This is a genomic window from Litchfieldia salsa, assembly GCF_900104555.1.
Classification (GTDB): domain Bacteria; phylum Bacillota; class Bacilli; order Bacillales; family Bacillaceae_L; genus Litchfieldia; species Litchfieldia salsa.
In genome coordinates this window covers 255,607-275,210 of sequence record NZ_FNJU01000001.1, presented here as the reverse complement: position 1 = coordinate 275,210, position 19,604 = coordinate 255,607, and the positions used below count along the sequence as shown (strand labels likewise).

At 35.8% G+C, this 19,604-nt stretch carries 16 protein-coding genes and 1 riboswitch; of the genes, 13 read left to right on the top strand and 3 right to left on the bottom strand.

What is annotated here, in order from left to right; translation table 11 throughout:
- Nucleotides 1-89 precede the first annotated feature (89 nt).
- From BLQ56_RS01255 to BLQ56_RS01235, 5 genes are all read left to right on the top strand, one after another.
- The gene (locus tag BLQ56_RS01255; RefSeq protein ID WP_090849318.1) at nt 90-1,814 is read left to right on the top strand and encodes an ABC transporter ATP-binding protein; all 1,725 of its coding nucleotides are present in this window, start codon (nt 90-92) and stop codon (nt 1,812-1,814) included.
- A complete protein-coding gene (locus BLQ56_RS01250) occupies nt 1,811-3,664 on the top strand; it encodes an ABC transporter ATP-binding protein (RefSeq protein WP_090849317.1) in 1,854 nt (617 codons plus the stop codon). Before BLQ56_RS01255 ends, BLQ56_RS01250 begins: the two co-directional genes overlap by 4 nt.
- A gap of 27 nt (nt 3,665-3,691) precedes the next feature.
- On the top strand, nt 3,692-4,816 hold the full coding sequence (locus BLQ56_RS01245) for an NAD(P)/FAD-dependent oxidoreductase (protein ID WP_090849316.1): 1,125 nt from the start codon (nt 3,692-3,694) through the stop codon (nt 4,814-4,816).
- A gap of 60 nt (nt 4,817-4,876) precedes the next feature.
- Complete coding sequence (locus tag BLQ56_RS01240; RefSeq protein ID WP_090849315.1) at nt 4,877-5,251, top strand: nucleotide excision repair endonuclease; 375 nt, start codon at nt 4,877-4,879, stop codon at nt 5,249-5,251.
- A 342-nt stretch (nt 5,252-5,593) separates the two neighbouring features.
- Nucleotides 5,594-6,973, top strand: coding sequence for an MATE family efflux transporter (locus BLQ56_RS01235; RefSeq protein ID WP_090849314.1), 1,380 nt, complete (start codon nt 5,594-5,596; stop codon nt 6,971-6,973).
- 41 nt (nt 6,974-7,014) lie between these two features.
- Here BLQ56_RS01235 and BLQ56_RS01230 read toward each other — a convergent pair whose 3' ends face one another.
- Nucleotides 7,015-8,538 (bottom strand): NCS2 family permease, encoded by a 1,524-nt coding sequence (locus tag BLQ56_RS01230; RefSeq protein ID WP_090849313.1) that lies wholly within the window; start codon nt 8,536-8,538, stop codon nt 7,015-7,017.
- A gap of 15 nt (nt 8,539-8,553) precedes the next feature.
- On the bottom strand, nt 8,554-9,147 hold the full coding sequence (locus BLQ56_RS01225; protein WP_090849312.1) for a xanthine phosphoribosyltransferase: 594 nt from the start codon (nt 9,145-9,147) through the stop codon (nt 8,554-8,556).
- 167 nt (nt 9,148-9,314) lie between these two features.
- Nucleotides 9,315-9,416, bottom strand: a riboswitch (purine riboswitch).
- Between the two features lie 242 nt (nt 9,417-9,658).
- Between BLQ56_RS01225 and BLQ56_RS01220 the strand changes: the two genes are divergently transcribed.
- Nucleotides 9,659-10,105, top strand: a complete 447-nt coding sequence (locus BLQ56_RS01220; protein ID WP_090849311.1) for a DUF5392 family protein — start codon at nt 9,659-9,661, stop codon at nt 10,103-10,105.
- 138 nt (nt 10,106-10,243) lie between these two features.
- Here BLQ56_RS01220 and BLQ56_RS01215 read toward each other — a convergent pair whose 3' ends face one another.
- Nucleotides 10,244-10,417 (bottom strand): hypothetical protein, encoded by a 174-nt coding sequence (locus BLQ56_RS01215; protein WP_238457130.1) that lies wholly within the window; start codon nt 10,415-10,417, stop codon nt 10,244-10,246.
- A gap of 172 nt (nt 10,418-10,589) precedes the next feature.
- Here BLQ56_RS01215 and BLQ56_RS01210 point away from each other — a divergent pair, with 172 nt between their 5' ends.
- The 7 genes from BLQ56_RS01210 to BLQ56_RS01180 all read left to right on the top strand — a co-directional run bounded on the left by BLQ56_RS01210 (nt 10,590) and on the right by BLQ56_RS01180 (nt 19,585).
- Nucleotides 10,590-11,132 carry a GNAT family N-acetyltransferase gene (locus BLQ56_RS01210; protein WP_090849310.1) on the top strand — a complete coding sequence of 181 codons (543 nt, stop codon included), beginning with the start codon at nt 10,590-10,592 and terminating at the stop codon, nt 11,130-11,132.
- 280 nt (nt 11,133-11,412) lie between these two features.
- Nucleotides 11,413-12,930: a response regulator transcription factor gene (locus BLQ56_RS01205; RefSeq protein WP_238457129.1), complete on the top strand. Its 1,518-nt coding sequence runs from the start codon at nt 11,413-11,415 to the stop codon at nt 12,928-12,930.
- Between the two features lie 16 nt (nt 12,931-12,946).
- Nucleotides 12,947-14,698: a sensor histidine kinase gene (locus BLQ56_RS01200; protein ID WP_090849308.1), complete on the top strand. Its 1,752-nt coding sequence runs from the start codon at nt 12,947-12,949 to the stop codon at nt 14,696-14,698.
- Nucleotides 14,699-14,814: 116 nt separating this feature from the next.
- Entirely contained in the window at nt 14,815-16,479 is a 1,665-nt protein-coding gene (locus tag BLQ56_RS01195) for an ABC transporter substrate-binding protein (protein ID WP_090849307.1), read from the top strand.
- 135 nt (nt 16,480-16,614) lie between these two features.
- Nucleotides 16,615-17,589, top strand: coding sequence for an ABC transporter permease (locus tag BLQ56_RS01190; RefSeq protein WP_090849306.1), 975 nt, complete (start codon nt 16,615-16,617; stop codon nt 17,587-17,589).
- Between the two features lie 11 nt (nt 17,590-17,600).
- Complete coding sequence (locus tag BLQ56_RS01185) at nt 17,601-18,524, top strand: carbohydrate ABC transporter permease (RefSeq protein ID WP_090849305.1); 924 nt, start codon at nt 17,601-17,603, stop codon at nt 18,522-18,524.
- A gap of 50 nt (nt 18,525-18,574) precedes the next feature.
- A complete protein-coding gene (locus BLQ56_RS01180) occupies nt 18,575-19,585 on the top strand; it encodes an endo-1,4-beta-xylanase (protein ID WP_090849304.1) in 1,011 nt (336 codons plus the stop codon).
- Nucleotides 19,586-19,604: the final 19 nt, after the last annotated feature.

Sequence of the window (19,604 nt, the reverse complement as noted above, 5' to 3'; positions counted from 1 at the left end):
AATTTGACTTTCTTCTATATAAAATGAAAAAATAGATAACATGATAAATGGTTCACTAACTTAACTAAATTTCAGGAAGTGATTGATTAATGCTGGATTTGATGAAACACTTAAAATCTTATGGTTTGCAAATCTTTTTTGTTATTGTTTTTACACTAGCGGGGAGCATGTTGGAGCTTTTTTTGCCGACCTTGATGGCAGATGTTGTTGATATAGGGATTGTAAATCAGGATATTCCTTTTATTCTAAGAACTGGTGGCTTGATGATTGTCAGTGCTATTTTTGCTGTACTACTTACTGTTGCAGTTTCCTATTTTGCTTCAAAAGTTGCACTAGGATTTGGGAGAGATATTAGGAGGAAATTATTTATTAATGTAGAGAACTTTTCACTACAAGCGTTTGATAAAATAGGTCCTTCCTCCTTAATTACACGAACAACTAACGATATCAAACAAGTTCAGGATGTCATAAATATGATGCTCCGAATGATGACAAGAGCACCTTTAATGTTGGTCGGGGGAGTTATTTTAGCGGTATCACGTGATTCGACTCTTTCTCTCATCTTTCTTGGGGCCTTACCAGTCTTGGCAGGGTTAATTGTTTTCGTTACACGAAAGGCTATTCCTTTATTTGTATCCCTACAAAAGAAAACAGATCGGTTAAATTTATTATTACGCGAAGGGTTAATAGGAATTCGAGTTGTTAGAGCATTCAATCGCGTTGATTATGAGAAAAAGCGATTTAATACTGCAAATGAGGATTTCAGGGATACAGGTATTAAAGTAAATAAAATCATGGCTTCCCTTTTCCCAATTCTGATGATTATGATGAACTTCACGAATATAGCAATTATTTGGTTTGGAGCAATTCGGATCGACCAAGGATTAATGCAAGTAGGGAACTTAATGGCATTTTTGCAATATGCAATGATGATTTTAATGTCTCTTATCATGCTTTCAATGGGATTCATTATGATTCCGCGTGCCCAAGCTTCTGCCAAAAGAATCAATGAACTATTGATGCTACAACCTGATATCGTGGACCCTGAACATTCAGAACAAGTCCAGGATCATGGGTATGTTGAATTTAGAGATGTCACCTTTCGTTATGTAGGTGCGGAACGTCCAGCATTAGAACATATTAGTTTTCAAGCCAAACCTGGACAAACGACAGCGATTATTGGAAGTACTGGCTCAGGTAAATCAACTCTAGTAAAGTTAATTCCTAGGTTTTATGATATCGAAAGTGGAATTATCTTAGTTAATGGTGTGGATATAAAAAAGCTTACGCAACAAAAATTAAGAGAAGTGATTGGCTATGTTCCTCAAAAAGCATCTTTATTTAGTGGAACGATTGCTGAAAATATCCGTTATGGTAAAAAGGATGCAACAGAATTAGAGATCAAACAGGCACTTGAAACAGCACAGGCAATAGACTTCGTTAATAGTAAAGAAGATGGAGTTCATACAATCATCGAACAAGCAGGTGCAAATTTATCAGGTGGACAAAAGCAAAGATTATCAATTGCACGAGCACTTGTCAGAAAGCCTGAGATTTATATTTTTGATGATAGTTTTTCTGCCTTAGACTATAAAACCGATGCAAAGCTAAGGCATGCGCTAAAAAATGAAACAGAAGAAGCAACGATAATTCTTGTGGCACAGCGAGTGAATACAGTGATTGATGCTGATCAAATTATCGTCCTAAATGAAGGAAAAATAGCTGGTATTGGTAAACATCAGGAATTGCTTCGTGATAATAGAATTTATCAAGAAATTGTTTCTTCTCAACAAACAGAGGAGGAGAGCGCATGAAAAAACAGGTGAAAAAAGGAATTGGTTCTTCAACTACTCCAACTCCAAAAAAAGGTGGACCTAGTTTTGGTCCAGTCGAAAAACCAAAAGAGTTTAAGAAAACGTTCCGACGTTTGCTTGCTTATTTGAAACCACAAAAGATTAAACTAACCTTTGTTATGATTGCAGCGATTTTTTCCACTTTATTTAATGTGATAAGCCCTAAATTATTAGGAGATGCAACAACTTCATTGTTTGCGAGTTTCACTGCTAAAGTCGGAGTGGATTTTGATTTTATCGGACAAATTCTGATGCTTTTAATTAGTCTTTATCTACTTTCAGCACTGTTTGCTTTTATTCAGCAATACATTATGGCAAGCGTATCACAACGAACAAGTGCAAAAATTAGGCAAGAGGTAAATGAAAAGTTAACAAGATTACCACTAAAGTATTTTGATCAGCATCCACATGGTGATATTTTGAGTAGGGCAGTAAATGATATCGATAATATTAATAATTCATTGCAGCAGGCACTTTCTCAATTAATTACTTCTTTTATTTCAATTATTGGGATCATCATCATGATGTTAGTGATTAGTCCATGGTTAACGTTAGTAGCATTAATTTCGATTCCCTTAAGTGGAGTTGTCATACGTGTTTTTACTTCATTTTCACAAAAACACTTTGTTACCCAGCAAAATGAACTTGGTCACATTAATGGACATATTGAAGAGATGTTTACTGGACATCAAGTTGTCAAAGCGTTTGGACATGAAGAGGAAGCAATCAAGGAATTTGATGAGATTAATGACCGACTTTATCATTCTGGTTGGAGGGCACAGTTTATTTCTGGTATGATGATGCCAATGATGACATTTGTCGGTAATTTAAGCTATGTGTTTGTGAGTATTGCAGGTGGACTGCTTGTGTTAAATGGAAGTATAAGAATTGGGGATGTTCAAGCCTTTATTCAATATTCCCAGCAGTTGTCACAGCCAATGGCCCAAGCTGCAGGTATTGCAAATATGATTCAAGCAGCAATGGCATCAGCAGAGCGTATTTTTGTATTATTGGATGAAGAAGAACAAGAGCTAGAACAGGAAAGACAGGTTGATCTAGAAAAGCTTAAAGGCAACCTTACATTTGAACATGTTCGCTTTGGCTATGAGCAAGGAACACCTGTTATAAAAGACTTAAGTTTGGAAGTCACTGAAGGACAAACAGTTGCCATCGTAGGCCCTACGGGTGCTGGAAAGTCGACAATTATCAACTTATTAATGAGGTTTTACCAGTTAGATAGTGGTCGTATTATCATTGATGGGGTAGATTTAAATGATTTAACACGTGAACAAGCAAGATCAATGTTTGCTATGGTGCTTCAAGATACATGGCTTTTCAATGGGGCGATTCGAGATAATATCGCTTATGGACGTGAGGGAGCATCTGAAAAAGAAATCATGTCAGCCGCGAAAAGTGCGTATGCTGATGATTTTATAAGAACATTGCCTGAAGGATATGACACTGTGCTTGGTGAAGATGCAACGAATATTTCTCAAGGTCAACGACAATTAATCACCATCGCAAGAGCGATTTTAGCAGATCCGAAAATCTTGATTTTGGATGAAGCAACAAGTAGTGTTGATACTAGAACAGAGATGAATATCCAAAAAGCGATGAATGTTCTTATGAAAGGCCGCACAAGCTTCGTCATTGCACATCGCCTATCAACCATTCGAGATGCCGATCTAATCTTAGTGATGAATGAAGGAGATATTATTGAAAAAGGAACCCATCACGAACTTCTTGAACAAAAAGGCTTTTATGCAGACCTTTATTATAGCCAATTTAGTTCGAATGAGGCAGTTAGTTAAAATCAGTTTGAAAAGGTGTTTGTTAACATGAAATCAGTCATTATTATTGGAGCAGGAATATTAGGTGCCTCAACAGCTTACCATCTTTCAAAAACAGGGGTTCATGTGACCCTTGTCGACCGAGAGGACCTAGGACAAGCAACAGATGCAGCAGCGGGAATTGTTTGCCCTTGGCTTTCTCAACGGAGAAATAAAGCATGGTACAATTTAGCGAAAAATGGGGCAAAATATTACGGTACACTCATTACCCAACTAGAACAAGATGGTGAAGTTGAAACAGGCTATAAAAAAGTAGGTGCGATCAGTTTACATCATGATGATAGTAAGCTAGATAAAATGGAAGAACGTGCTTATAAACGGCGTGAAGATGCTCCTGAAATTGGCGAAATCACGAGATTATCACCAAAGGAAACGAAGGCCCTTTTTCCAGTATTATCTGAGGAGTTTGGATCTGTACATATTAGTGGAGCTGCACGGGTAAATGGAAGAGCCCTGAGGAATGCATTAATTCATGCAGCAGGTAAATACGGGGTAAACGTAGTGAAAGGCAATGCTTCGTTATTGTTTAATGATAAGAAAATAACAGGTGTAAAGATTGATGAAAAGAGCGTTGAGGCAAATCAGGTGATTGTGACAGCAGGTGCATGGGCGAATGAAGTCTTAGATCCACTAGGTGTTCAATTTCAAGTATCGTTTCAAAAAGCGCAGATTATCCACCTTCATGTACAGGAATATGATACAGAGAAATGGCCAGTAGTCATGCCACCAAGTGATCAATATATATTGACCTTTGAAGATGGACGAGTGGTGATTGGAGCTACCCATGAAAATGATACCGGATTTGATCATAGAGTAACTGCTGGTGGAATTCATGAAGTGTTGGATAAAGCTCTCTCGGTCGCACCAGAATTAGCGAATAGTACGATCCTTGAGACACGAGTTGGTTTCAGACCGTTTACACCAGGATTTCTACCTGTGATTGGGCCGTTGCCAGGCTATTCAGGAATAGTTGTCGCTAACGGATTAGGTGCTTCTGGATTAACAGTTGGTCCATACTTAGGTAGGGAGTTAGCAAATCTTGTTTTAGGTGAAGAGCTTGAGATTGACCTTAGTCATTATGATGTAGCTGGAGCATTACTTGGAAAGGTGTAATAGCTTTTTTGTTACTCTTATGATACGATTAAACACTATACAATAAAGGACGTGAACCATTTGATTAAAATTGACATTCCAAACACAGATCTTAGCATTACTCAAAGAGAACAAATTCGAAGAGAAAATGAGCCAGAAATTAAAGATATATACGGCTTCATTGATTTCCATCAGATTCCAAGAGATAAAGGTGGAATCTTCATGTTCTTTAACATAAATGACGAGCTTTTATTCGTTGGAAAAGCACGTAAGTTAAGACAAAGAATTAAAAAGCATTTTGAAGACAACGTATCACCAATGAAAAAATACAGAGACGAAGTATATCGAATCGATATTAGTTATGTAGAAGACCCGATGGACCGAGAAATTTACGAAACATATATCATTAACGAACTTCAATCAAAGTACAATATTGATAAAGTGTTTTATAAGTAAGGTATATGAATAAACTTAACCCTAGAAAATAGGGTTAAGTTTATTTTTATGAGGCCGAAAAGTGTGTTTTTTGGAAGATTTACTATACTAAATGAAACTACTAGTTGATTGGAACGGAGGGTGCGAGACTCCTGCGGGATGTGCAGGACAGATGAGACCCCGCAGGAGCTTAGCGACGAGAGGTGCATCCCTGCACCAAGGAAAGATCGCACCTGGAGTGGAAATCAACCACTATTTTGAAATAGTTAATAAACGTTTAGGGTAGGTGTTTTATAAAAAATGTAATTATCGTTTATAATAGGTTTGCTATTACTCTATAAAACTTCCAGGGAGTCTTCACTTATGAATCAAACTTTTACAATGAAGGAAAAGGTTAAGCAGATTTTTATCTTATTAATTCCGATTCTTATTACCCAGCTTGGTATGTTCTCAATGGTCTTTTTTAATACGATCATGTCAGGTAAATATAACCCATCTGATTTAGCGGGTGTTGCGATTGGTTCTTCAATCTGGAATCCAATTTTCACAGGCTTAAGTGGAATCCTGCTTGCGGTTTCCCCCATTGTGGCTCAATATTTTGGTGAGAAAAAGGAACGGGAAGTTTCATCCATTGTTGCAAATGGAATCTATCTAGCGTTGATGATTGGAGTTACAGTCATCCTGCTTGGGACCTTCTTGCTTAATCCCATTCTCACCATCATGGATTTACCACCAAGTGTACAAGAAACGGCACATGATTATTTGGTTGGACTAAGTTTTGGAATCATTCCACTATTTATATTCAATGTACTAAGATCCTTTTTCTATGCATTAGGAAAAACGCGTGTGGTGATGGTAATCCTGTTAGCGGCATTGCCACTTAATTTCTTTTTAAATTATGTGCTGATCTTTGGTCATTGGGGCTTTCCTGAATTAGGTGGGGCCGGGGCTGGCTATGCGACTGCGATTACTTATTGGATGATTGCTCTATTAACTGCATTTGTGATCAAAACACAGCAACCCTTTTCGACGTTTATTACATTAGCTAGTATTAAAGAGTTTTCATTTAGCAAATGTCTGGAAATCTTGAAAATTGGGGTACCAATGGGGCTTTCTATATTCTTTGAAACAAGTATGTTTGCGGTTGTGACGATTTTAATCAGTCGATTTAATATCACGACCATTGCAGCTTACCAGTCTGCATTAAATATTGTTTCGTTTTTATATATGATTCCAATTAGTATTTCAATGGCACTAACTGTGTTGGTTGGGTATGAAGTCGGAGCAAAAAGGTATAAGGATGCACGCTCTTATAGCTGGATTGGAATTAATTTATCAATTTTGATTGCATTAGTTACAGGACTATTAGTCGTGATATTTCGGTATCAGGTGGCAGGTTTTTATTCAAATGAAGAAGCGGTTATCACATTAACGGCACATTTCTTGATCTATGCGTTATTCTTTCAAATCTCGGATGCCATTCAGGCGACCGCACTTGCTGCATTAAGAGGATATAAAGATGTGAATCTCGCATTTATTATGACATTGATTGCCTATTGGTTGATCTGCTTACCAGTAGGGTATCTATTGGCTAACCATACATCGATTGGTGCACCAGGATACTGGATTGGTTTAACAGCCGGGTTACTTGCCGCAGGAATCGGATTAACGGCTAGATTAATTTATGTTCAGCGGAGAAGTAAATTTAAAACGAACGTATTGAATGAGGTAGAGGTAGTATAATAGAAATAGAGAGTCAGCCATTATTAGCTGACTCTCTTTTCTTATGAAACTTTTGATAAATTTCTTTGAATATCCTTATTCTCTTTTTGAGAGATTTTTGCTTGTTGATATGCACAATATCCTAAAAATACAGCTACTAAACAGTAAGCGATTGAAAAGTCTTGTGCTGCGTTAAATGCTAATTTTGGTGCATGCATAAACCCGACAAATGAGAGGAATGCACCGACTAATGAGAAGATACTCGCTTTTACAAACTCTTTATCAATGATCGCTACTGTAATGGCTCCTAAAATAATGGCAGTAAACATTGCCCCTTGGCCAAGTGGTACAATTCCACCAGAGATCTTCTCAACGACTTCTCCAGCAGCATTGTTAAAACGTGTCATTACATAGTTTGCGAAATAAGGAAGCATTGCGATACCGACTGCAGGGAAGTACTTCGTTTCATTGTTTTGGAATGCTGTAACCACCATCGACATTCCAACAAATACAAGGATCGGTGCAACAGCAGCTAACGGAATGATTGCAGAGAATGCTGCAATGACACCAGTCATAGCGGCAATTCCAAATACAATCGCATTTAAAATGCTATATCCACGACCAGCGCCCATTGCTTTTGACCCAACTGTTGCAATATAAACAGTTGTTGGGAATAAACCACCGAAAACAGCTCCGATCATTGTTCCAACACCATCAACTGCCTGACTTTCACGAACATCATAAGAATCACCAACGGCTGCCATTGCATCGACATTGTTCATCGTTTCAATCGCATTGTAGATCGTGATAGGTAATATAACAGCAAGAAGTCCAATTAATGAACCGAATAAATAGGTCATCCCTTCAAAAGCTGCAAGGCTTGGTAAAATAGGATAAAATCCAACATTAGCAAGACCTTCTGAGATTTTTTCAGGTGACTGATAACCAAGCACAAATGCTAAAATCGTACCAATTAGCACTGCAAATAAGGAAGTAGGGATTTTAAAAGGCATCGCCATTTTTCCAACAACACCAACAATAATAATGATAAGAGATACAAGTCCAACAACTGGAATTGAGAATGTATTAAATAACATTTCCCCAGCAATAAATGTTATTGCTACCCCAGCAAGAGCACCAAGCATGGCTGCACGAGGAAGGTGGTTACGAACCCAGTTTCCTGTGAAGCTAACAAGTGTTTCAATCAGACCACTCAAGAATGCAGCACCAACAGCAATTTTCCAAGCTAGCTCAGGGTCATTTGTTAGAGCCTTTGCTGGTGCTAAAACTCCGAATAAGAACACGAACATAACCGGTGTACTAATTCCATAAGAAAGTGCGGTCACATCTGTACGACCTTCTTTTTGAGCAAGGCGATTTGCCATATAGGCATAATAGAGATTACCCACCATAACTGCTACTGCAGCACCAGGAATTACTTTTCCAAACACGATACTAGTTGGAAAGCCCATACCAAGCATAGTCACTGCTATTAGGACGAAGTTTGCTAGGTTGTTTTGAAACAATGCAAAAAATGCGTCAGTATCTTCTTTTTTATACCAAGGATAGTTTACCGTTTTATTCATGTTGTCTTCCCCCAATTAGATAGTTTGTACGGTTTTATCCGCCAAAAAGGTGACTTTTCCATTTTTTAATGATTCAATACGTGCCAGTGATTCTACTCGGTATCCTGCTTCTTCAAGTAAGCTTCTTCCATTTTGGAACGACTTCTCAATGACAATCCCAATTCCAGCTACTGTAGCACCTGCTTGTTCAACAATAGCTGCTAATCCAAGAGCCGCTTGTCCATTTGCAAGGAAATCATCAATAATAAGCACTTGATCATTTTCCTGTAAAAAGTTCTTAGAGACTGCTATTTCGGTCGTTTCTTGTTTTGTAAATGAATAAACACTACTTGTGAAAACATCATTGTTCATCGTTAACGATTTCTTTTTCCGAGCAAACACAAGAGGAACGTCTAAATCGTTTGCTGCCATAAAGCTTGGTGCAATACCAGATGTCTCAATTGTTAAGATTTTTGTGATCTTCGATTCTTTGAATCGATTGGCGAATTCCTTTCCTATATGAATCATGAGGTTCGTATCGATTTGATGGTTCAGAAAGGTATCAACCTTTAGGACTCCATCAGAAACAACAGATCCTCTTTCAATAATGGCATTTTTTAATTGTTCCAATTTATTGCCTCCTTAAATTTGTATATAAAGTGTGTGCGGAGATACTAAAACATACAAAAAACCCGAACATCAAGGCCACTTTTTGACTAAAAGTGATGCCTTGACATTCGGGTTCCATTTATAAGATGCCCAAGTATTCTTTGGTCCACAAAAATATGGTCCAATACAAATGTCAGTGTATCACTCGTAGTCAAGTCATTTGCGGTAACTTGGTAGAAACTTATGGGCCATATTCCCAAGATTATACGAGTTGTTATATAGTTTGTGTATGAAAGTGATTATATCGGAAATAGACGATAATTGGAACCCTTTATTTTGAAAAAACGAATAAAAAGAGAAAATGGTAAATTTTAGTTCGTGATATGCTATAAATGTTTAAGTGAGAACACTCTGGAGAAGATAGATGGAAGCATATGTTTTGTTGAATGTTGAAGTGGAATTTATACTATATATAGATAAAGAGAATTTTTAGCTGATGAATCGTTTAAAGATGACAAAAGGAGGAAGATAAGTGAAAACGTTTATGTCGGATAATGTGCCTGACTATGCACAAGAAGAGTTAGAGCAAATCAAACAGTGTGTATCTCCATTAATGAAAAAGAGCTCTGTTTATATGTTTATCTCGATGTTTCTATTAATGATTTCATTGACGAATCTTTACTTTCTTGTTTTTTATGCACCTTCAAGTGATCAAACTCTTTTTATGATTTTCGCATTAGCAGTATTTGGTGCGTTTGGAATGGCTCTTGTTAAAGAAACGCGTTTTTTTAATATTGAAATTAAAAGAATAGCTAATCAATATATTAACGAACGAATTAATCGTAGTGATTATTTAACAGACGGTAGAAAAAAAGAGTACATTCGATGGGTGGATGAACAACCGTTTATCGCGTTGAATACTTTTATTGATTTTTTAAACGAGGAAGAGAATAAGAAAAAACGCTTCTTAAACCAATAAAAGGATACAGCAGTAATCTCGTGGACATCATTAATCCATATAGATTACTGCTTTTTTGAACTCAATCTTTGTTTCTAGCTTCACGCGCCATCGGCTCGGGTCATAAGCCGATAAACGGGCGCATTCCGCTTTTCATTTTTAAAATGGATTTCGTTTTTGCCAAATGTCGAATAAGCCACTTCCGTTACAGCCAGAGCAATGTGCTGGATCAGAAACAAAAAAATCACTGCCTGCAAATGCGTGGAACCCTTTACCACGACATTCCGGACAATGGTCCTTCTCTTTTGATTTCCTTAATCTTCTATGATTCAATGGAATATCACCTCTGATTTCTTTGTACTTATTTTTCATAATATTGATTAGAAGTATGCATTTATTTTTATCAACAACAAGTAAAATAAATGCATGATAAAAGGAGAAATGTGTTAACATTTATAGCAAGGAATTTCCAGAAAAGTATAAGCTAAATTTAGGGGGCAATAACATGTTCTTTCATAAAATAGACCAAGAGTTATCATTGAAATTGATCGAACTAAAAGATGCAGAGAGAGTATTTCAGCTTACAGAGGAATCAAGAGCTTATCTTAAGAATTGGTTACCATGGTTGGATTCAACAACAAGTGTAGAGGATACGAAGGGATTTATTCAAATGGTATTAAAACAATATGCTGAGAATAAAGGTGTGACTACAGTTATCTCCTTTCAAGGAGAAATTGTTGGAGTGGCTTCATACAATTCAATCGATTGGACAAATAAAATTGCCTATATCGGTTATTGGCTAGGTGAAGCCTATCAAGGAAAAGGTATTATTACACGGGTTAGCAAAGCATTAACAGATTATGCTTTAAGAGAATTAGATCTAAATAAGGTTGAAATTCGTGCTGCTGTTGGTAATGATAAAAGTTGGGGAGTTCCAACAAGATTAGGCTTTCAGGAAGAGGGAGTTATCCGCCAGGCAGAGTGGTTATATGATCATTATGTCGACCATGTTGTGTACGGGATGCTAGCTAGTGAGTGGAATAAATAAAAAGGAGAGCGATCCAGATTATTGGATTGTTCCTCACCGTTTTGATCTTAATACCCTAGATGTTTATCAACAATATCACTGATTGTTGAAGCCCCATAACCGTTCTTTGACCAACGGTATCAAAGTCTAAGTTGAGATTATTGAAAATTCTACTAGAATAATGATAGATGATAACGCTTCCAGTGTGGCTTTCAACTAGCAATATGTTTATTCATAGGGGGAGATTATACTGTATAAGGTTCTTTTAGTTGATGATGAGCAATTTGTTAGAAAAGGGTTAATGAGTTTAATTGATTGGGCAGGCTGTGGCTTTGAGGTCATTGCTGAGGCAGGTAATGGTGAGGATGCACTTCATTTAATCAATGAGTGTCAACCAGATTTAGTCATTACAGATATTCGAATGCCTGTGTTAGATGGTCTGAAATTAATACAGAATGTCACCGAGTCGACAACTTTTATGAGTAAATTCATTATAATAAGCGGATTTAATGACTTTAAGTATGCACAGCAAGCTTTAAGGTTTGGAGTGAGAGACTTTATCTTAAAACCAATCGACAAAGATGAATTAGAAGAGACATTGATTAAACTAGAAGCTTTTATCACACAAGAAAAGAAAGAAGCTGACATTCAAAATCAATTTTCGATCAATCTGATGTTACAAGATTTATTACTTGATTATAATACTCCTAATTTAACGCCTCAACAGAAAAAAATTCTTCGAATCGATCCAAGACATACATTTTATTGTTATATGATTATGGAGCTTAATGGTATAGAGAAGAATTCAAAGAAGACTGAGGTGATTAAGAATCAGATATATGAGACTATTAAGTTTGTTTGTCGAACAAACTATCGTATTTACCTCTATGAATTACGAGAAGGTGTGTTTGGAGTGATTATAAATTCAAATGATATAGTACACTATCAGAGTAATTTAACTCTTTTTGTAGAGAAAATGATAGAAGAACTTCAACGTAAAACAAAAGAAGAGATTACGATATATATAGGAAAAGAAATCACACATATAGCAGAGTTGAAATCTGCATTTACAACAGCAAATGATGTGATGAAATTTAAATATACCCAATCAACTTCTAAACCCATTTTTTATAGAAATGTAGAAAATCTAGAATTAAAATATGTTGAATTGGATTTAAACCTTTTTAATCAGTTAATGGAGCAGCTCGAAGAGAATAACTCTGATGGATTTTGTTCAATTATTGATAAGATTTTCATCGAATTTCAAACGAGGACATTTGCACCAGAGGCTGTTAGTACATCAATTAACCGATGTATACATAGTGTGATTGGAAAAATAAAAGAATTTGACGGTGATGAATCATCGCTTCAAACATTAGAGGAAATAATCAATTGGAAATCATATAATTGGTCCACAGCTCAACTAAAAATGAAGTTTAAACATTTTATGATTGAATCAGCTAATCTCATTATCAAGCTGCGAAAGGAAAATTCAAAAGGAGATATTTATAAAATTAAAAGTTACATAGAATCGAACTTTCGTGAAAATATTAGTCTTAAAACAATTGCCAATACCTTTTTTTTGAATCCAGTATATATGGGGCAGCTTTTTAAGAAGACGTATGGGATGTACTTTAAGGAATATTTATTAAACTTACGGTTAACTGAAGCAAAGAAACTACTTCGTCAAACCAATAAGAGAGTCTATGAAATTGCTGAAGAGGTTGGATTTGGGAGTACTGATTATTTTGTAACTCAATTTGAAAAACATGAGGGAACTACTCCTACCGAATATCGAAATCATATTCTCAACTCATAGAAAGTAGGTAGAATCATTGAAGAATTACTTTAACAACCTTAAATTACGAAATAAAGTAGTCATTCTTTATATCTTTTCAGTGTTTCTCCCCATCATTTTAACAAATATTATTTTCTATCAAGTAACTACTAATAATGTAAAAGAGCAAAAAATGAATGATCTTTCAAAGGTGCTGAATCAGATAAAAAGTGAATTCTTAGAAAGCATCGAGCATGCCGTTGGTATTTCATCTGCACTCTACACAGATAACAAAATGAATGAATTCCTAGAAAAAGAATATCAATCCTCTTCAGAATACATTGAGGCATATGATACCTATTTAAGAGGATTTAATAAATATACTCCGGTATTTTCAGCGATACAATCGATTCATTTTTATACAGATAATCCTACTGTTGTTTTTTCAGGAGGGGTTAATCCAATTTCAACCTTAACGAAAGAAGAAGAGTGGTATCAGGCCCTTCTTGAAAAATCAGATTCAATCCCTCTTGTTACAAAGACAAGTAGTAATCATAGTCGGGATACGATAAGCGTCATTCGGGAATTAAACTTTTTTAGGGTTTATGAAAATGCTACAAAAATCGTGAAAATCGATATTGATCAAGACATGATTGACCATATTTTTGAGAATGCCAATTTACAGGGTGAATTATATCTCCTTAATGAAAATGGGGGGATTGAATATACAACAAATTCCTTAATTAACTGGAAAGAGGAGGTTGTTAGCTTTCAAGAAGTAACGAAACCTGAAAAGGTTATTACTCTTGAAGAAAACTATGACATTAACAACTATTTAACAAACTGGAAAATTATCGCGGTTTTGGATGAATCACAATTACTAGATAATGTTTCAGATTCAAGAAAATTCATTTTCTATTTAGCTTTCTTTAATTTTATAGTGCCCACAGCCATCATTGTGTTAATTTCTCAATCATTAAATGTAAGGTTAAATGAAGTATTAAAATATATGAAAAAAATGAAAAACCAACATTTTGAGATAATTGAGGGTATTAAATATAAGGATGAAATAGGTCAACTAACCAGTGAGTTTAATCGAATGTCTAAAAGAATAAATGAGTTAATCAATGATGTATATGTAGTTAATATTCAAAAAAAAGACTTGGATTTACAAAGAAAACAAGCACAGCTTAGTGCTTTACAAAGTCAAATCAACCCACATTTCTTATTTAATGCACTAGAAACCATTCGAATGCGAAGTATTATTAAGCAAGAAAATGAAACCGCTAAGATTATTCAAAACATGGCAAAAATGTTAAGAAAATCGTTCACATGGGGAAGAGATTGGGTCACAGTTAAAGAAGAAATGACCATTGTACTTAGCTTTTTAGAAATTCAAAAGTATCGCTTTGATGAAAAGCTAGATTATGAGATATCGATTGATGAAAATGCATATGAGGTAATAATCCCCAATATGATCCTTTTGCCATTTGTTGAAAATGCAAGTATTCATGGGATTGAGCCTAAGAAGGAAAAAGGGATCATTGAGATTTATATTAAATGCAATTCAGAATACCTCATCTGCGAAATTAAGGATAATGGGCCAGGTATGGAAGAGGAAATATTAGCTAGAATGCTAGAATCGCTACAAGTAGAAGAGGCGATTGGTGATAATGTAGGAATTAAAAATGTGTACTATCGATTAAAAATGTATTATGGTTCTGATTTCAAATTTAAAATAAAGAGTCATTCAGATGAAGGGACGATTGTTTCTGTCCATTTACCTCTCCAAAGAAATCATCTTTTATAAGATAATCTCTTTCATGTTAATTATTTTAAGTAAAATCTATACTTTATTGGGTAACCAAAAAAATGAAAGCGTTTTACAATGAAAGTGCTTACAAAAAAGGATAAGGGGGCTTCAAAATGGTTTTGAGCAAAAAGTTTCTAATTGGTTTCTTATCTCTCATTTTATTTTTAGCTTTAGTAGGTTGTAAGAATGATAGTGCATCAACAGATGAAAAAGATAATGATGGTGCAACATCAGAGAATGACACATCACCATTTACATTTACTTATTTTAACGCAGGTTCACCTGGTAAAGACATTGATTCAAATAAAACGAAAATCGGAAAGATTTTTGAAGAGCAAACCGGTACAAACGTAAAGATGGAATTTCTTGTAGGTGATATTAACACAAAGATTGGGACAATGATTGCAAGTGGTCAATATCCTGATGTGTTAAACCCAGATATCGCAATCGATAAAGTCTTAGAAGCAGAGGCATTTATTCCATTAAATGAATTAATCGATGAGCATGCTCCTAATCTTAAGAAACTATATGAGCCATACTTAGACCGAATGAAAGCTGAAGACGGAAACATTTACTTTATCCCATTTGGTGCAAGTCAAGGACACCTTCCTAACCCTAACATTGATCAAGGTGCATTTTTTATTCAACGTGGAGTATTAAAGGAATTTGGATATCCAAAAATCAAAACTCTTGATCAATATTTTGAATTAATAGAGCAATATCAAGCAAAATATCCAGAAGTTGATGGTGCTAGTACGATTGGTTTCACAGCCTTAACTTATGACTGGAGATTCTTTTCAACGACTAACACACCTGCACATTTAGCTGGTTATCCAAATGATGGAGAAGTCATTGTTGATATGGAGACACATGAGGCAAAGGTGTATGGAAATAGTGAATATACAAAAAGATGGCTCGAGAAACTCAATGACGCAAACACAAAAGGCCTGTTTGATAAAGAGGCATTTGTTGCAAACTATGATGAGTATCTAGCAAAATTAACGTCTGGTAGAGTACTAGGTTTCTTTGATTACGGATGGCAAATTAGCCAAGCGGAAAATGCTTTAAAAGAAGCTGGTGACGAAGATAAGCGTTACATGCCACTACCAATCGTATTTGATGAAAATATTAAAGATCAGTATATTGAACCACCGTCATTTGTAAACAATCGTGGAATTGGTATTACGGTAAGTGCAAAGGACCCAGTTCGTATCATGAAATTCTTAGATAATATGGCAAAAGAAGAAAATCAAAAACTGATTATGTGGGGAATTGAAGGAGAAACATTTGTGAATGATAATGGTCGTTATATTAGAACTGACGAACAAATTGCAACAACTTCAAATCAAGAGTTCCGTGAAGAATTTGGGTTCCAACAATTTGAATGGTACTGGCCTCGTGGAAATGGTTTGTTCTCTGATGGAAATGCTTGGGAGCCACGTAGACAACCAGAAGTTGCTCAAGCTTCCTATACAGATGGAGATAAAGAAATTCTAGCGAAATATGAAGCTGAAGTGTTTGCTGATTTGTTTTCTGATCCAGATGATCGCCCATGGTATCCAGCATGGAGTGCAGAATTAGAGCAAGGCTCACCTGCACAAATTTATATTCAAAAGAAAACTGATTTACAGAGAAAATATTTTCCTAAGCTAGTATTAGAAGCCAACTTTGAAGCTATTTGGGAAGAATATTTAAATGAATACAATAAGCTAGATGTTAAAGAGTATGAAAAAACACTGACTGAAATTGTTAAACAAAGAATCGAAGATAACAAATAAGAACGTGTTTCTTTGAAGGAGAGAGAAGGCCAACAGCCTAACATAGGTTTGATGTGTCCTTTCCTCCTTTTTTCTTATAACAGGATCCGCTTCTAAATTTAGCATTTATTAAGATGAGAAAAAGGAGGGTTAGTCATGAGTATAAAAAGTGAACCAGTACCTGTAGTCTTATCACCAGAACCGAATAGACCTACTGGACTCAAGCTGTTTTTTAAAAAATGTGGACAGCAAAAAGCACTTTTAGCCATGAGTGTACCGTTTTTAATCTGGTTGTTTATTTTTAAATATGTCCCACTTTGGGGTTGGTCGATGGCTTTCCAGGATTTTAAACCAGCCAAGAGTTTTAGTGAACAAGAATGGGTAGGACTCGAGCACTTTACCTTTCTATTTGGTGATGAAGCGTTCCTCCGTGTACTTCGAAATACATTTGCTATGAGTGCAATTAATTTGATCCTCGGATTTGTAACAGCTATTTTTCTTGCTCTGCTTTTAAATGAGCTAAGGCATATTGCCTTTAAAAAGGTTGTGCAAACAATCAGCTATATGCCACATTTCCTTTCATGGGTAGTAGCAGCAAGTATCATCTCTTATACACTTTCATTGGAAAATGGAATTATTAACATTGCATTAATGAAGTTCGGATTTATTGATGAACCGATCCTTTGGTTAGGAATTGGTGAGTATTTCTGGGGAATACTCGGAACAAGTGAAGTTTGGAAAAATCTTGGTTGGAATACCATTATTTATTTAGCTGCAATTACTATGATTGACCAAGAACAATATGAAGCGGCAGAAATTGATGGTGCATCTAGATTGCAACGAATGATGTTCATCACACTACCAGCATTGAAACCTACTATCGTTATCTTATTAATTATGAATCTAGGACATATCCTTGAGGCTGGTTTTGAAGCTCAATATTTATTAGGAAACCCAATGAACCTTGATTATTCAGAGGTGCTTGAGATTTTTGTTCTAAAATACGGGATTTCAATGGGGAATTTCTCATTAGCTACTGCAGCTGGGATCTTTAAAACAGTTGTTAGTTTTATCTTCTTATTTACTGCCAATTCTATTGCCAAGAGACTTGGCCAAGCAAGATTATTTTAGGAGGCGTTCCTATGAAAAAATTATTCAAGGTCAGTGCGCGCCATTCCTCTTTAGGAGATCGCATCTTCGATATCAGTAACTATACTTTTATGATTTTATTATGCATAGTGATGATTTATCCAATGATTAACACATTGGCTATCTCTTTAAATGATGCAACAGATTCGATCAAAGGTGGAATCTTCCTCTGGCCGCGGGAGTTTACTCTCTATAATTATGAACATGTCTTTGGGGAAGCAAGTTTAGTTCGTTCTTTCTTTATGTCAGTTTCAAGAACGGTTGTCGGTACGTTCGTTTCTGTTCTCTGTACAGCAATGGTTGCTTATACAATTAGCCGTCGTGAATTTGTTTTAAGGAAGTTTACAACAATCGCCTTTATTTTAACAATGTATTTTAATGGAGGATTAATTCCTAACTTTTTATTAATGAGAGACCTTGAATTAATCGGAAGTTTTTGGGTATATATCTTACCAGGAATTATTGGTGTCTTTAATTTAATTGTTATTCGTTCATTCATTGAAGGGCTTCCAGATAGTTTAATGGAATCAGCAAAAATGGATGGAGCTGGAGATTTTACAACCTTCTTCAAAATTGTTTTACCACTATCGTTACCAGTTTTAGCAACTGTGTCACTATTCGTAGCGGTGTATCAATGGAATTCTTGGTTTGATGTCTTTCTCTATAATGGCTCGGTTCCGAATTTAAGCACATTGCAATATGAGCTTATGAAAATTTTACAAAACTCAAATGCTTCGATGTCTGGTAAAACAGCAGCAGATGCATTTGCTAATGCAAACGCCAGTGCCAATGTCGTCACACCAACCTCAATTAGAGCAACGATGACGATTATTGCAAGTGTTCCAATTATTCTCGTTTATCCTTTCCTACAAAAGTATTTTGTAAAGGGATTAACGATTGGTGGAGTAAAAGGATGATCAACCATCATCCTTATAGTTTGAGACTACTATAGAAAAGGTGGAGAACCATGAAACAGACACAAATTCAAAAAGATGTTCCTTCATTTTACAAGGCTTTACAGGAGTTCTTTCCAATTGGTGCTGCAGTAAATCCAAGTACATTAGTAAGTGGAAACGATTTACTAGTTAAGCAATTTAAAAGTTTAACATCAGAAAACCATATGAAGTTTGAGAATATTCAGCCACAAGAAGGTGTATACACTTTTGAAAACGCTGATCAAATAATCGATTTTGCAGCAGCAAATGACAAGCTTGTTCGTGGACATACATTGGTATGGCATAATCAAACACCAGATTGGGTTTTTAAGAATGATTGTGGGGAGCAAGCATCACGTGAGCAGGTTCTTGAGCGTATGAGTAAGCATATTTCAACTGTTGTCGGAAGATATAAAGGGAAAATCCATGCTTGGGATGTGGTGAATGAAGCGGTCACAGATAGTGGTCCTGATCTATTAAGAGATTCGAAATGGCTACAAACAATTGGAGAAGATTACATTAGCAAGGCATTTCATTTTGCACACATGGCTGATCCAGATGCTACACTCTTTTACAACGATTATAACGAATCAAACCCTGAAAAGCGGGAGAAAATTTATACACTTGTGAAAGGACTTGTTGAACAAGGTGTACCCATCCATGGTATTGGACTTCAAGCTCACTGGAATCTCTATAATCCATCACTGGATGATATCCGTTGTGCAATTGAACGTTATGCTTCTTTGGGTTTACAGCTACATATCACAGAGATGGACGTTTCGATGTTTAATTTCGAGGATCAAAGAATAGATCTAACCGAGCCAACAGAGGAAATGGTAGCGTTACATCAACAACGCTATGAGCAATTTTTCTCCATTTTCAAGGAATATAAAGAGGTAATTAGTAATGTCACGTTCTGGGGAATTGCAGATGATTATACATGGCTAGATGATTTTCCGGTTGTAGGTAGAAAGAATTGGCCATTTCTCTTTGATACAAAACATCAACCTAAGTCATCGTTTTGGAGCATCGTAAACAAATAAGAGGATGCTACTTAGAATG